Annotated in this window: 12 protein-coding genes; 3 read left to right on the forward strand and 9 right to left on the reverse strand. The window is 58.1% G+C overall.

All coding sequences use genetic code 11. The features are described from left to right. Window positions 1-4 precede the first annotated feature (4 nt). Complete coding sequence (locus tag EKL30_RS13900; protein WP_126707826.1) at window positions 5-817, forward strand: hypothetical protein; 813 nt, start codon at window positions 5-7, stop codon at window positions 815-817. Beyond that, window positions 807-1,838, forward strand: coding sequence for an electron transfer flavoprotein subunit alpha/FixB family protein (locus tag EKL30_RS13905; RefSeq protein WP_126707827.1), 1,032 nt, complete (start codon window positions 807-809; stop codon window positions 1,836-1,838). Before EKL30_RS13900 ends, EKL30_RS13905 begins: the two co-directional genes overlap by 11 nt. Before the next feature lie 2 nt (window positions 1,839-1,840). Here EKL30_RS13905 and EKL30_RS13910 read toward each other — a convergent pair whose 3' ends face one another. From EKL30_RS13910 to EKL30_RS13940, 7 genes are all read right to left on the reverse strand, one after another. Beyond that, the gene (locus EKL30_RS13910) at window positions 1,841-2,812 is read right to left on the reverse strand and encodes a tripartite tricarboxylate transporter substrate binding protein (protein ID WP_126707828.1); all 972 of its coding nucleotides are present in this window, start codon (window positions 2,810-2,812) and stop codon (window positions 1,841-1,843) included. Between the two features lie 107 nt (window positions 2,813-2,919). Beyond that, a complete protein-coding gene (locus tag EKL30_RS13915) occupies window positions 2,920-3,834 on the reverse strand; it encodes an SMP-30/gluconolactonase/LRE family protein (protein WP_126707829.1) in 915 nt (304 codons plus the stop codon). 12 nt (window positions 3,835-3,846) lie between these two features. Next, window positions 3,847-4,812, reverse strand: a complete 966-nt coding sequence (locus EKL30_RS13920; RefSeq protein ID WP_126707830.1) for a tripartite tricarboxylate transporter substrate binding protein — start codon at window positions 4,810-4,812, stop codon at window positions 3,847-3,849. Between the two features lie 236 nt (window positions 4,813-5,048). After that, entirely contained in the window at window positions 5,049-5,657 is a 609-nt protein-coding gene (locus tag EKL30_RS13925; RefSeq protein ID WP_233583132.1) for a cysteine hydrolase family protein, read from the reverse strand. A 37-nt stretch (window positions 5,658-5,694) separates the two neighbouring features. After that, the gene (locus EKL30_RS13930) at window positions 5,695-6,459 is read right to left on the reverse strand and encodes an SDR family NAD(P)-dependent oxidoreductase (protein ID WP_126707831.1); all 765 of its coding nucleotides are present in this window, start codon (window positions 6,457-6,459) and stop codon (window positions 5,695-5,697) included. Window positions 6,460-6,467: 8 nt separating this feature from the next. Beyond that, window positions 6,468-7,850, reverse strand: a complete 1,383-nt coding sequence (locus EKL30_RS13935) for an MmgE/PrpD family protein (RefSeq protein WP_126707832.1) — start codon at window positions 7,848-7,850, stop codon at window positions 6,468-6,470. After that, the gene (locus EKL30_RS13940; protein ID WP_126707833.1) at window positions 7,847-9,295 is read right to left on the reverse strand and encodes an FAD-dependent oxidoreductase; all 1,449 of its coding nucleotides are present in this window, start codon (window positions 9,293-9,295) and stop codon (window positions 7,847-7,849) included. Before EKL30_RS13940 ends, EKL30_RS13935 begins: the two co-directional genes overlap by 4 nt. A 126-nt stretch (window positions 9,296-9,421) precedes the next feature. Between EKL30_RS13940 and EKL30_RS13945 the strand changes: the two genes are divergently transcribed. Beyond that, complete coding sequence (locus EKL30_RS13945) at window positions 9,422-10,375, forward strand: LysR family transcriptional regulator (RefSeq protein WP_126707834.1); 954 nt, start codon at window positions 9,422-9,424, stop codon at window positions 10,373-10,375. Here EKL30_RS13945 and EKL30_RS13950 read toward each other — a convergent pair. Continuing rightward, window positions 10,323-11,132, reverse strand: coding sequence for an aspartate/glutamate racemase family protein (locus EKL30_RS13950; protein WP_126707835.1), 810 nt, complete (start codon window positions 11,130-11,132; stop codon window positions 10,323-10,325). The two genes, EKL30_RS13945 and EKL30_RS13950, sit on opposite strands and share 53 nt — an antisense overlap. Window positions 11,133-11,177: 45 nt before the next feature. After that, the gene (locus tag EKL30_RS13955; protein WP_126707836.1) at window positions 11,178-12,155 is read right to left on the reverse strand and encodes a tripartite tricarboxylate transporter substrate binding protein; all 978 of its coding nucleotides are present in this window, start codon (window positions 12,153-12,155) and stop codon (window positions 11,178-11,180) included. Window positions 12,156-12,186: the final 31 nt, after the last annotated feature.

Below are 12,186 nucleotides of genomic sequence, written 5' to 3' on the forward strand. Positions count from 1 at the left end.
ACCAATGCATATTGCCGTATTGATTGCCGGCGTGGCCGATCCTAAGCGCCCGCTTGAGCGCCCGGTATCCGGGCAGTGGACCGATATCGTCGACTCGCCCACTACGCCGTTCAAGCTCAGCCCTTTTGACGAGGCCGCGCTTGAAACGGCGCTCAAATTCCGGAATCGCGACCCAAGCACCATTATCACGGCGTTGGTTACGGATGGGTCGACCGACCTTGCATTGATGCGCTCGGTGGCCGCGTACCGGATCGAACGCGTATTCGGACTGTGCCCGCCAGCCGGCCAACGCGGTAATCCCGCATGGTTGGCGCGCCACGTCATGCAGGCGATTCAACTGCCAGACGCGCCAACCGATCTGATATTAATAGGGCGCGAACACGGCGACATGGACGACGGCATGACCGCCGCCTACCTGGCTGAACACTGCGATTGGCCATTCGTGAGCCTTGCTCTACATGCCAAGCTAAGCGACGACGGAACGTTGGTATTCGAGCGCATTGCCACCAGCCAGGACGAATCCGTCAGGGTGCCTATGCCGGCCTGCGCCAGCATCAGCAACGATAAAAACAACCGCCTGCGCCACCCCTTGATGAAGAACGTGATGCTGGCCAAGCAGCAGCAATTTCCCGTCATAAAGCCTGACACAGCAAATGCCGATACCGGCATCACGGTGCTACGTGTCGAACCGCCGGAATCGGCCTCGTCTGGGCACGCGCCCTGCCGCATGTTCGATGGCACAGTTATCGAACAGGCGAATGCCTTGGCGTCTTACCTGAAAACCTGGCAGAACCCATCTGAATCTCATGCAAGCTAATACGATTCGCAGTATTTATGCCCTTATTCATACGGGCCCGGCCATGGCGCAAGCTGACTTAGCCCCTCTGGAAGCCGCCAGTGAGCTGGCAAAGCGCTGTCAAGGAATAGCGAACGCTGTTCTTGTCGGCGCTGACCCGGATACTGCAGTTGAACGTGCGCGGGCGCTGGGCATGGAGAATGTCTGGGTGATCTCGAATCCCGCCTGGCCGCAGCCGCTGCAAACACAGCAGCTGACCGATGTGTTTGCCGCCGCCCTTGCCTCTGGAAATAGCCTTCCTTGCACACCAGACACTGTTTTTCTTTTGGCCGCTGGCGCAGTAGGCGAAGAAATCGCCGGGCGCCTGGCCGCCAGGCTAAACGGGGTGCCCTTGGGGAAGATCAAGCAATTCGAATTTGACGCTTCAGGCCATATGTCGGCGACCCGGACGGCATTCGGCGGGCGGCTAAACACTACCCTGAACTGTCAGGCCGGTCCTTTCTTTGCCGCAGTTAGAAAGCCCGACAACGCCATGGCCGCTAAGCCCATCGATGCGGGCTCAACGGCGGTCCATCACGTTTTGCACAGCGAACCGCTACGACCCGCCTATCCCGTGACCCCCATGGAACGCAGTGAGCAGCATGCCGCGCTTGAAGGAGCGCGGCTCGTGGTCGCAGGCGGCCGGGGCATGGGCAGCGAAGCGGGATTCACAGCACTTTACGACTTGGCGGCCAAACTCGGTGGCGCGGTTGGCGGCAGCCTTCCGACGATAGACGCGGGCTGGGCTCCCGTGGCGCGGCAAGTCGGTCAGTCAGGCAAATATGTATCACCAGAAATATACGTGGCGATCGGCATATCGGGCACTCCTCAACATATGGCGGGCATCGATCCTCATACCAAGGTTATTGCGATCAACAAAGATCCCGAGGCAGGCATATTCCAAGCAGCCCACATCGGCGTGGTGGCCGACTGGCAGGAATTCCTGCCCGCCTTGGTAAGCGCATGGGAGGCATTACGCCCCGCTCAGTCGAACGGGGCGTGATCCTAGTTTTGCGTGATGTTCTTGGCCTTCACCAAAACCTTCATGCGTTCAAACGACTTACTGATTTCCGCGGCATGCTCGGACGGAGTGGTTCCGCCGGGCATTGCACCCGCGGCGCGCAAGCGCTCTTGTAGAGCCGGGCTTTCGATGGCCTTGAGCACTGCACGATAAATCGTCTGGACCATTTGATCCGGAGTTCCCGCAGGCGCGACCAAGCCATACCATCCGGCTTCATTGGCTTCGTTCACGCCGACCTCCCCAAAGGTCGGAACATCGGGCACACTGGCTACGCGATTGGCTGACGCCAGCACAATGGGGCGCAACTTGCCGTCCTTTATATGCGCCGTTGCCGAAGGCAGTGCATCGATAAGGATGGGCACGTGCCCCGCCAGTACATCATTGGCCGCGGGGCCTGCACCGCGGTATGGGACGTGCATCATTGACACCCCGGTAGACAGCTTGAATTGCTCGCCCAACATGTGACCGCTGCCGCAGGTACCGGACGTTGCGTATTCGTACTTTTCGGGATGGGCCTGGATCATGGCCAGAAATTCCTGGTAGTTTTTGGCCGGGAAACCGGGGTTGACCAGAATAACGTGCGGAGAACTTGCCAGACGGGTAATAGGAGCAAAGTCCTGTATAGGGTGGTAAGAAACCTTGGGATTGCAGGCTGGGTGGATGGCAAAGCCCGATGCCGAGGACAATCCGATGGTATAGCCGTCGGGAGCCGCCTTGGCGATCGCTTCAGCGCCAATGGCGCCGCTTGCTCCACCCTTGTTTTCGACCACGACCGCCTGACCCAGCACTTTACCCATCTCATCGGCAAACGTCCGACCTATCATATCGGTGGTACCGCCGGGCGGAAACGGAATAATCAAGCGAATAGCGCGGGCTGGATAGTCCTGTGCCCATGCAGTGCCTGCAGACGACAGGGAGACAAACGCCAAGAACAATAAACTGGGTAAGGGTCGCATAGGTCTTTTCCAAGAAAAATGACGGTGTACGCGAGCCTCCCGGCCGGCGGGAGATCCGCCCGGCAAAGGGGCCGGGCGGCCGGCAAGACCGCCTCGCGAAAATTGGCTCAGGCGTTGTAGTTGAGTCTCAATCCGGGCTTTTCCCACGGCATCGAAACCAGTTGCCCGGACGACGACAAAGTGATGAACGCGGTTTTCATATCAACGCCGCCGAAACAAATGTTGGTGACATGCGTATCCGGCATCTGCACCGTGTTTACCCCTTTTCCGTCAGGCGATATAACCGTCACCAAGCCCGTAATGAGCGTACCGATGCAAACGTTGCCTTCTGCATCGATGGCCATGCTGTCCAGGCGCTGATAGCCGGGCAGGCCACATACCAGGCGCCCCCCATGAGGCGAGGGATAGCCATGCCGTCGGATCTGTCCCGGTGCCTCAATATCGAAGGCCCAGAGCCGGGATGTTTCGGTTTCTGCCACATAAAGCACGCTTCCATCCGGCGATAGCCCGACCCCATTTGCCGCAGCCACCTGATAAGCCACTTCGGTAATGCTGGATCCGTCGGGAAGCGCGTAATAAATAGCGCCATGGTCGCGAAGCCGTGCATGCTTCTTGCCAAAGTCGCTAAAGTAGAACCCACCATGCTTATCGAAGACGAGATCGTTAGGTGCCGATAGGCGATGTTCGCCGCAATGTGTATATAACGTTTCGACGTTGCCGGTTTGTAAGTCTATGCGCTGAATTGAGCCGCCCGCGTAGTCACTGGCTGGCCCGATCGCGGCAAAATGATCTGGCGGATACGTGTTGCCGCCGTTATTGCATACATAAGCCGCGCCGTCCGGGCCAATCGCCAAACCGTTAGGTCCGCCCTTGCAGTCGGCCACGGTGGTAAGCGTACCGTCCGGACTCACACGGGTCACCCGGCCCGCGCGAATCTCTGAGACCAGAACCGAACCGTCTTCCATGGCCACCGGGCCCTCAGGAAATTGCAATCCTGTTGCCATCACACTAATCGTTTGCATGCGTTTCTTCTCCTAAACCTGTATACCTGCTGCTTTAATGATCACACCCCATTTTTCGATTTCACTGACAATGAAATCCTGAAATTCGGCGGCGGTACTGCCAACGATATCGGCCCCATTGGTGGTCATGACATCTTTCACTGCTTGCACCTGAAGCGAGGCGCGGATATCGTTATTAAGCCGTTCAATAATGGCTGGATTGGTGCCGGCCGGCGCCAGAATGCCCGTCCAGGCACTGACGTCAAATGGTTTGCCAGTCACGTGTTGGACAGTGGGCAGTTCGGGCATCAAGGTCGAACGTTGCGCCGTGGTCACGGCAATCGCCCGCAGTTTTCCCGCCCGCACCAACGGCGCCGCGCCCACAATATTCGCAAACATCAGGTCGATATGCCCGCCCATCAGGTCGATCAATGCCGGACCTGTTCCTTTATAGGGAACGTGGGTCATCGAGACGCCGTAGGTGGCGCTTAGCAGTTCGGTCGAAAGGTGATCGTTGGTGCCGTTACCCGACGAACCGAATGTCAATTGCCTTTTCTTAGCTTCCTTCGCCAGGTCATCCAGTGACTTGATGGGCGAATCCGGCTTGACCACGAGCACAAAAGGCGACTTGGCAGCCAGACACACCGGTGAGAAGTCCTTTACGGTATCGAAAGGCATTTTCTTCATCAGCGACGGGTTGCTCACGTGTGGCGCACTGGTCACGAGCAAGGTGTAGCCATCGGGCTTGGACTTGGCGACATAGTCGGCGCCGATGACGGTCGAGGCGCCCGGCTTGTTTTCCACGACGACAGACTGGCCCAAGGCGCGCGCCAGCGAAGTCGATAATGCGCGGGCGAGCGTATCGGTACCGCCGCCGGGTGCAAAGGCAACAACTACCGTAACCGGCTTGGCCGGATAGGCTTCAGCGGCAGTCGCGCGCGCACCCAGCAGCATGACGCCACCGGCGCCCGCCGCGTGTAAAAAGGATCGACGATCCACGTTTTGTCTCCCTCAGGATGGCGGCTATTGAGCACGCTCATTTATGAATTTGTCGAGCAGACTTGCTCTCGATCAATATATTTCAAGCGCTTCACCACTAAAAGGCACAAAATCCGAATGGAGCTTTTGATTTAGCTAAATTTATGCGGATCGATCGCGGCGCCGCCCCGCTGCATAAATGAAAACACCCGGCGCTGTCGTGGACAGCGCCGGGTGTTTTACGAAAGCAGAACCGCTTACGGATTCGTGAAAGTCACGGTATCGGTCGTCTCGGTCTTGCAGAAGCGTGCGATGCTCTGCATCGAATTCGCATGCTCTTCGGCACTATGAGCAGCGCAAGCATCTTCCAGCACAATCACTTCGTAGTCGCGGTCATGGGCGTCGCGCACGGTAGCTTGCACCACTGCCTGGGTGGAAACGCCGGAACAATAAATGCGCTCGACGCCCAGGGCGCGCAGCTGCGCCTCGAGTGTCGTGGAATAAAATGGGCTGACCCGATGCTTGATGATATCGAGGTCAGACGACAATTTTTCGAGTTCCGGGTGAACTTCTGTGCCCCATGAATCCAGCTTGAACAAGCCATGTTGCGGTGCTGCGGAAAAAACCTGTGAACCTGCAGGACACTCTTTGTAGTCGGAAGAAAAGCCGACTCGCACAAATCCGACCAGCACACCGGCGTCGCGGGCTTTTTTGATGGCAGTCGCGGTCTTGGCAAGGATACCGCGCTGGCGGACCTGCTCACCCAAGGGCCCCTTACCGCTGGGGCCATCAACGTGAACCAAATCGTTTTCCATATCCAGAACGAGGTAGATAGAACGTGGCTGTCGCATAGTATTGATACTCACAAATAAATGTTTATAAAAAAAACTTATTCCATCGGAATTAGTCACACCAGATGCCACCGTTGACATCCAGCGTTTCGCCAGTAATGAATGAGGACTGCGGCGCCGCCAGGAAAACGACGGCCGAGGCGATCTCGTCGGCCGCCCCCATGCGCCCGACCGGAATCAAATCGCGTAAGGTTTGCGGGAAATTGGTGGTCATGGCCGACGCTACCGGACCCGGCGCCACGGCATTGACCGTTACGCCGGCGCCGGCAAGCTCTTTGGCCAGGAAAGCCGTCATGATATGTACGCCCGCTTTGGAAACACCATAGGCCACATTGCTTGCGCGGTCCTGCTCGCGCGGGTCCAGCCATGGCCGCGGATTGCCGCCGTTCTTACCGATAACGGAGCCTAGATTGACAATGCGCCCAAAGCCCTGGCGCCGCATATGGGGCATGGCCGCCTGGCAGCAAAGGAACGTTCCTTTAAGGTTGATATCCATGACCCGGTCCCATTCCTCCTCTGCCAGTTGCTCGGCGCTTCCCATGGACACCACGCCTGCCACATTGACCAGAATATCAAGGCGTCCCAGGCGCTGTATCACATCGTCGAAACAGCGCAGCACATCGCTGCGCTGGGTTACGTCCAATGTTACCCGTTCAATCGCCGGGCTGCCCGTGGGCGAGGAAGCGGTGTGCGATACGTCGGCCGCCACCACGTGGGCGCCATACTTTGCCAAGGCATCGGCTACCGCCTTGCCTATCCCTCCTGCGCCGCCCGTTACAAGGGCCACGCGGCCGGCAAGAAGTTCAGTCGCATACATATCAGCCCCTAGTCCGGCACGCCGCCGGTGTAAAGAACAGCTTTTGCAATTTGCCCGTTGATGGCAAAGTCCCAGGCCGGGGCCGCTGCCGTCGTCAGGCCCGCATACCGGAAACACTCAAGAAACTTCAATCTTACTGACTCCGTGTCCATATGCAGGTCGCCAATCGAAAATTCGTAGCGGCCAATCTGGTCGTTTTTATCCAGCAGCGTCAACACCGCAAGGGGGTGCCCGGGATTATCCGGCAGGCCTTCTTCAACCTCGACGCGACTGGCCATCGCAAGCACCTGCTTGTTGCTCATGACGTCGCCACTCAGTCCATTCAGCGTTGGGGCTCCGCGCACCAGGGCGAATGCCGTCATGAAGGGGATACTGTACTTTGCATCTTGCAGGGTGACGGGGCGCCGGCGCTGAGGTAGGGGACTGCACAGACGAGCCGCCGAGGCATTCACCGACACGTGTACGCGTGAGATGTTGTCGATATCGCAGGATTTAGCGGCAGCCAGTGCAACGGCCACATAGGGATGCGACAAGCGGCAGCAAGGCCAGGGCTTGATGTCAACATCGCAACAGTGCCATGTTGAGAAGTCCAGCAAGGCTGCGCGTTGTTCTGGCTGTAATTGAGCGCCCATATAAATACGGAACAAGCCTGCCGCCCCATCGAGCGCACCCTCGGGGCCGGTGACTCCGGCCTGGGCAAGTAGCGCTGCCTGTAATCCGCCTTGCGCCGCAAAGGCCGGATACACGGCGCGCGCCGTGGCGCCGGTACCGAATCCTGCCTGCTTGCCGCCTGCGGCCTGCATATACGCCAATCCAATACTGGAAACCAGCTCGCTGTTGGAAAGCCCCAGTGCTAATCCGGCCGCCACACTGGCGGCCACATAGCCCAATAGCTGGGTCAAAAACCATTCCGAACCCGGCCCTTCGCCTTTGGGAGAACAAATGACCCCCAGCCTGCAAATCAGCTCGGTCGCCAAGGCTACGGCATCAAGCAAGGCCTCGTCCGAGGCGCCAACCAATTCGGCCGCCGCGAGTGCCGCCGGCAACACCACTGCCGCCGGGTGCAGCCGACCGACATCATGAATGTCGTCGTAGTCCAGAATATGGATTAGCGAGGCATTGATGTAGGCTGCCGCCGCGGGGGCAGCCGTTCCTCCACCAATCAGCCGGCATTGGCCTGGCCCCGACAGCAGGGTTTGAGCCGCAGCGACTTGCCGCGCCAGATCGGTAGAACGCGCTGCGGTGCCTATACCCAACGCATCGGCAATATGCAGGCGCGTCGCGGCGCGCACTTCGGACGGCAAGCCCTGTTCGCGTGCCGTAACCAGGCTTTGCACGATGGCTGCACTGAGCGACAAGTCAGGGTTTGCTTCGTAGCCCATCGTACTCATGACGTCGAGTCCGCAATATGGTTGGCCGCCAAACGTCCGAATACCAGGCCTTTAAGCACCGATGTCGCGCCCGTATAGTTGGTGTAATACATGCCCACGGTTTCGCCCGCGGCATACAGGTTCGCCATAGGCAGCCCGTCGGCGTCCAGAACCTGGCCGTTTGCATTGATTTTCAGGCCGCCAAAAGTGAAGACATTGGCGGAGATAATCGGGTAGGCAATGAAAGGGCCTTGCGTCAATGGCCGCGCCCAGTTAGATTTGGGCGGCACCAAACCAGCCGTAGACAAACCATCGACATTAAGTGGATCGTACTTGCCGTCGGACGGGCAGCTGGCGTTGTAATTTTCCACCGTATCAGCCAGGGACCCGGCCGGCAATCCGAGCTTTTTGCCCAGGGCCTCAAGCGTGGCGCCTTCAATCGCCGGCTGATCCGTGCGGATGGCCAATCGATAGTTCGGCACTTGCTTTACACCCTCGTCCAGGATCACGTAGGCAATACCTTCATCCTGTTCGTAGATACGGCGCGTGACCCGCTCGTAGTAGGCATCCACGGTTCCGGGAGCCTCGTCCGTAAACCGCTTGCCGCTTTTGTTGACGAGGATTCCATACGGAAAGATGAACACGGCGGGTTCGGAAATGCCAGAACGCGGATCGACGGGTTCAGCGTGGTAGCTGCCAAACTCGCCGCAAGGCGCTGCGCCGGCCTCCAAGGCCATTTCTATGCCCTCGCCCCGGTTGTAATAGCCGCCTTTGCATACCGGGCGCAAATACACCGAACGCGGCCCTAGGTACTTGGCCAGCAGCTCAGGGTTGCCCTCGAAGCCGCCCGATGCCAATACCACCTGACCCATGTAGCGCACACCACCCTTCCCTTGTTGTTGTCCCAGAAGCCCTTCGACCTTACCGAAATCATCCAGGATCAGCCGACGCGCGGTGGTGTTATAAAAAAACGTTACGCCCAGTGCTTCGGCACGTGCGGCCAGAGCTTCGACCAATGCTTCGCCGCCCCCGACGGGCAAGAGCCTGGGCTGCGTGCTCGTCAAAAATGCCGTTGGCAGGAAGTCGAACTTGACGCCCAAACCCTGCAGCCAACCTATCGTGCCAGGTACCTGATCGGCAAAATTACCAATAAGACCGGAATCAGGAATCGCAAGGGAGCGGGTGATATGGGACCACGATTCGCTGTCTTGCCCCATTTCGGCGGTCATATCGGGATCGACATAGGGGCCGACATTCTCGGCAAGGTGAGTCTCGAAGTCGTCCGACACTTCATCGATTGCCTTCATTCTGAGATAGGCTTCGGTAAAGCGGCTTTGGCCACCCCGCTCTTCTCGCGAAGCGCGTTCAAGCACGGCCACTTGAAGTCCGCGTTCCGCTGCCGACACGGCCGCCGACAAGCCCGCAACGCCGCAGCCCGCCACCACTACATCAAAAGACCTTTCCATTGCTCCACCCTGTAGAATTTTTGCCGCCGTATCGCACGGTACACTTGGAGAGTTTAGGGCCTCGCGGCTAAATCATTTAGGCGTTTGCGCCTAATGATCTATTAGAAAAAAGTGAAAGGAGATGCGGTGGACAGACTATGGGGAATGGAAGTTTTTCTGCGCGTAATGGAGTGCGGTAGTTTTTCGCGTGCGGCCGAATCACTGGACTTGGCCAACGCCACGGTAACGTCCAGCCTGCGCAACCTCGAAAAACATCTGGGCGTCACGCTGATACAGCGCAATACGCGCCATCTGCACCTGACAGAAGAAGGCCGCCTATTTTTACCGCGATGCCAGGAAATACTGAAAGCAGTCGCGCAGGCCGAATCCGATGTGAAAGTCAACGCCAACGACATTGCTGGCCCGCTACGTATCGAAGCACCGTTCGCCATTGGTCAAAGCCTTATTTGCCCTGCCTTGATCGAATTCGCCAAGCGTCATCCCGATCTGTCGGTGTCGGTGACGCTCACGAATCATCCACAAAAGCTGATCGAGCGCGGCACCGATATTGCCATCCGCATGGATCGAATCGAAGACGCCGATCTGGTGGGTCGCCCCATTTACGAGGCCAAACACATCGTGTGCGGCGCGCCAGCGCTGGTTCAGCGGATGAATACCTCTCATCCGCAAGAGGTCGATACCAGACTGTGCCTGGGGCTTTTCGAAGAGGGCCAGAGCACCGCTATACCATGGGTGCTAAGGCAAAATGAAGACGAAGTCGTGATCGAACCGCGGGGGATACTAAATTTTAATAATACCCAGGCGCTGATTCAGGCGGCAAGCCAGGAAATGGGTGTGATTCATGTACTGGATATTTTTGTAGCTGACCTGATCAGCCAGGGAAAGCTGGTCGAGTTGTTTCCCGGCTGGGACACCAAAGTTCGCACCTTTCATGCGGTCACTGTGAAGTCGCGATTTACGTCGCCCAAAGTGCGCGCGTTCATCGATTACCTGCTAGAGGTTTTCGATGCCCAGCGCAGGCCCAGCATCAAGACACGGGTCGAAGTGGGTCCAGCCCGTAAAACGAAAAAATCTCATTGACCCGATCCATTTCGGGCAGCTTATGGTAATACCCCGTGCGGCAGGGCTTGGTGCCGCAAAACTTGCGCAGGTCTGCCATGGCCTCGGCCTGCTTGATCCAGCTAGCCAGCGAATCGAGCACCGGCACGCCGTCGACTTCTGACACGCCATTGCGCGCCAGCAATATATTCATCGGGGCTTCACCGGGAATGATCACCTCGGCGCCCTTGGCTATCAAGCGCCTGGCCGCGTCGCGGAAACGCTCGATCAATTCGGCCGGATCGTCGAACGCCTTGAGCACGTCGTTGAAGGTGAACCCAACCGGCATCGCGCCGGCAAAACGCGACGCCAGTCCATGACCGTGGGCGTTCTGTTCGATCAGATCATTCAGGTCGTCGATGAACACCAGTACGCCAAACTTGCGGCCCAACATGCAGGCGGTCAGCATCGCCGATTCGCCATACGCAACGACGGGAATATCGACCAGTCCGCGAATTTCGCGCAGAGCCGGTTCTGGCAGGGTGCTGATCGCATACACGTCGTACTCCTGCCGCTGCGCTTCGACGGCTGCCATCATGAACTGCAGGCCATGGATATATTGCAGCGATGCATGGCGTATATCGGAACCAGGGTAGTTAGTTCGATACGTGCCCGGATGCATTCCATGCAAGTCGATCTGCGTACCCGGACGTGCAATGCGTGCGAAGTGGGCTTTAAGCGCCTCGTGGTAAGCACCCAGATCGTCCAATACCGTAAAGCTTTGATGCCAAATTTTCATAAATACACCGAATTTGAATTAATAATGCCAGGCGCATTCGCCCTCTTAGTTGACTTCTACTTTTGCGCGGCGAACCACATCCGCCCACTTTTCAACTTCTGCCTTGAAGAAGGCTTGAAACGCTTCGACGGACGAGCCCACGGGTTCCGCCCCAACGCCACGAAGGGTCGCACTGACCTGCGGCGTCTTGACGGCTTCTGCAGCGGCTTGATTGAGTTTCGTCACAATCGGCGCCGGCGTGCCAGCGGGCAGGAAAAGGCCAAACCACGACGTCGAGTCGTAGCCCGCCACCCCTTGCTCGTCCAGTGTCGGTATGTCCGGCGCTGCGCTGGATCGCTGTTTGCTGCTGACCGCGAGCGCGCGCAATTTGCCGGCCTGTATCAACGGCAAGGTGGTAATAATGTTGTCGAACGTCAGCGGCACCTGGCCACCCAGCACATCGGCCATAGCGGGCGCGGCGCCGCGATAGGGCACGTGGGTCAGCGCAATGCCGGCGCGATTCGCCAACAACTCGGTAAATAGATGGGCGCCAGAACCGTTGCCGGCGCTGGCGTAGTAGATGGGATGAGCGCTATCGGCCTTTTTCCCTGCGGCGATAAGGTCGCCGACTGACTTGATGGGCGAAGAAGGATTGACCACCAGCATAAACGGCGCCGATGACAAGTGCGAAACGGGGATCAGGTCGCGCGAGGGATCGTAGCTTAGCTTCTTATACAGGCTGCCATTAATGGCAAGTGAGATCGTGCCGAACAAAATGGTGTACCCGTCAGGTGCCGCCTTGGCCACCGCATCGGAGGCAATATTGCTCGCCGCGCCGGGCTTGTTCTCGACAATAATGGGTTGCCCCAACTGTGCAGACATTTTTTCGGCCACAGCGCGCGCCGCGACATCTGATGCGCCACCGGCGGGAAACCCAACAACCAGGCGGATAGGCTTGTTGGGATAAGTGGATGACTGCCCGATAGCGGTGCCGGTCAGGGTTAGCAAGGCAACTGCCAGTACCGATTGAATGAATTTCATCATGCCTCCTGCACGATTTGCTTTGCTGAATTTT

Origin of the sequence: Candidimonas sp. SYP-B2681 (genome assembly GCF_003971065.1) — a bacterium.
Lineage (GTDB): Bacteria > Pseudomonadota > Gammaproteobacteria > Burkholderiales > Burkholderiaceae_B > Pollutimonas.

Coding starts and splice junctions, on each gene's coding strand:
- EKL30_RS13935 (WP_126707832.1), bottom strand. CDS start 7,850: ATGAGTACGATGGGCTACGAAGCAAACCCTGACTTGTCGCTCAGTGCA.
- EKL30_RS13955 (WP_126707836.1), bottom strand. CDS start 12,155: ATGATGAAATTCATTCAATCGGTACTGGCAGTTGCCTTGCTAACCCTG.
- EKL30_RS13940 (WP_126707833.1), bottom strand. CDS start 9,295: ATGGAAAGGTCTTTTGATGTAGTGGTGGCGGGCTGCGGCGTTGCGGGC.
- EKL30_RS13915 (WP_126707829.1), bottom strand. CDS start 3,834: ATGCAAACGATTAGTGTGATGGCAACAGGATTGCAATTTCCTGAGGGC.
- EKL30_RS13900 (WP_126707826.1), top strand. CDS start 5: ATGCATATTGCCGTATTGATTGCCGGCGTGGCCGATCCTAAGCGCCCG.
- EKL30_RS13950 (WP_126707835.1), bottom strand. CDS start 11,132: ATGAAAATTTGGCATCAAAGCTTTACGGTATTGGACGATCTGGGTGCT.
- EKL30_RS13910 (WP_126707828.1), bottom strand. CDS start 2,812: ATGCGACCCTTACCCAGTTTATTGTTCTTGGCGTTTGTCTCCCTGTCG.
- EKL30_RS13930 (WP_126707831.1), bottom strand. CDS start 6,459: ATGTATGCGACTGAACTTCTTGCCGGCCGCGTGGCCCTTGTAACGGGC.
- EKL30_RS13905 (WP_126707827.1), top strand. CDS start 807: ATGCAAGCTAATACGATTCGCAGTATTTATGCCCTTATTCATACGGGC.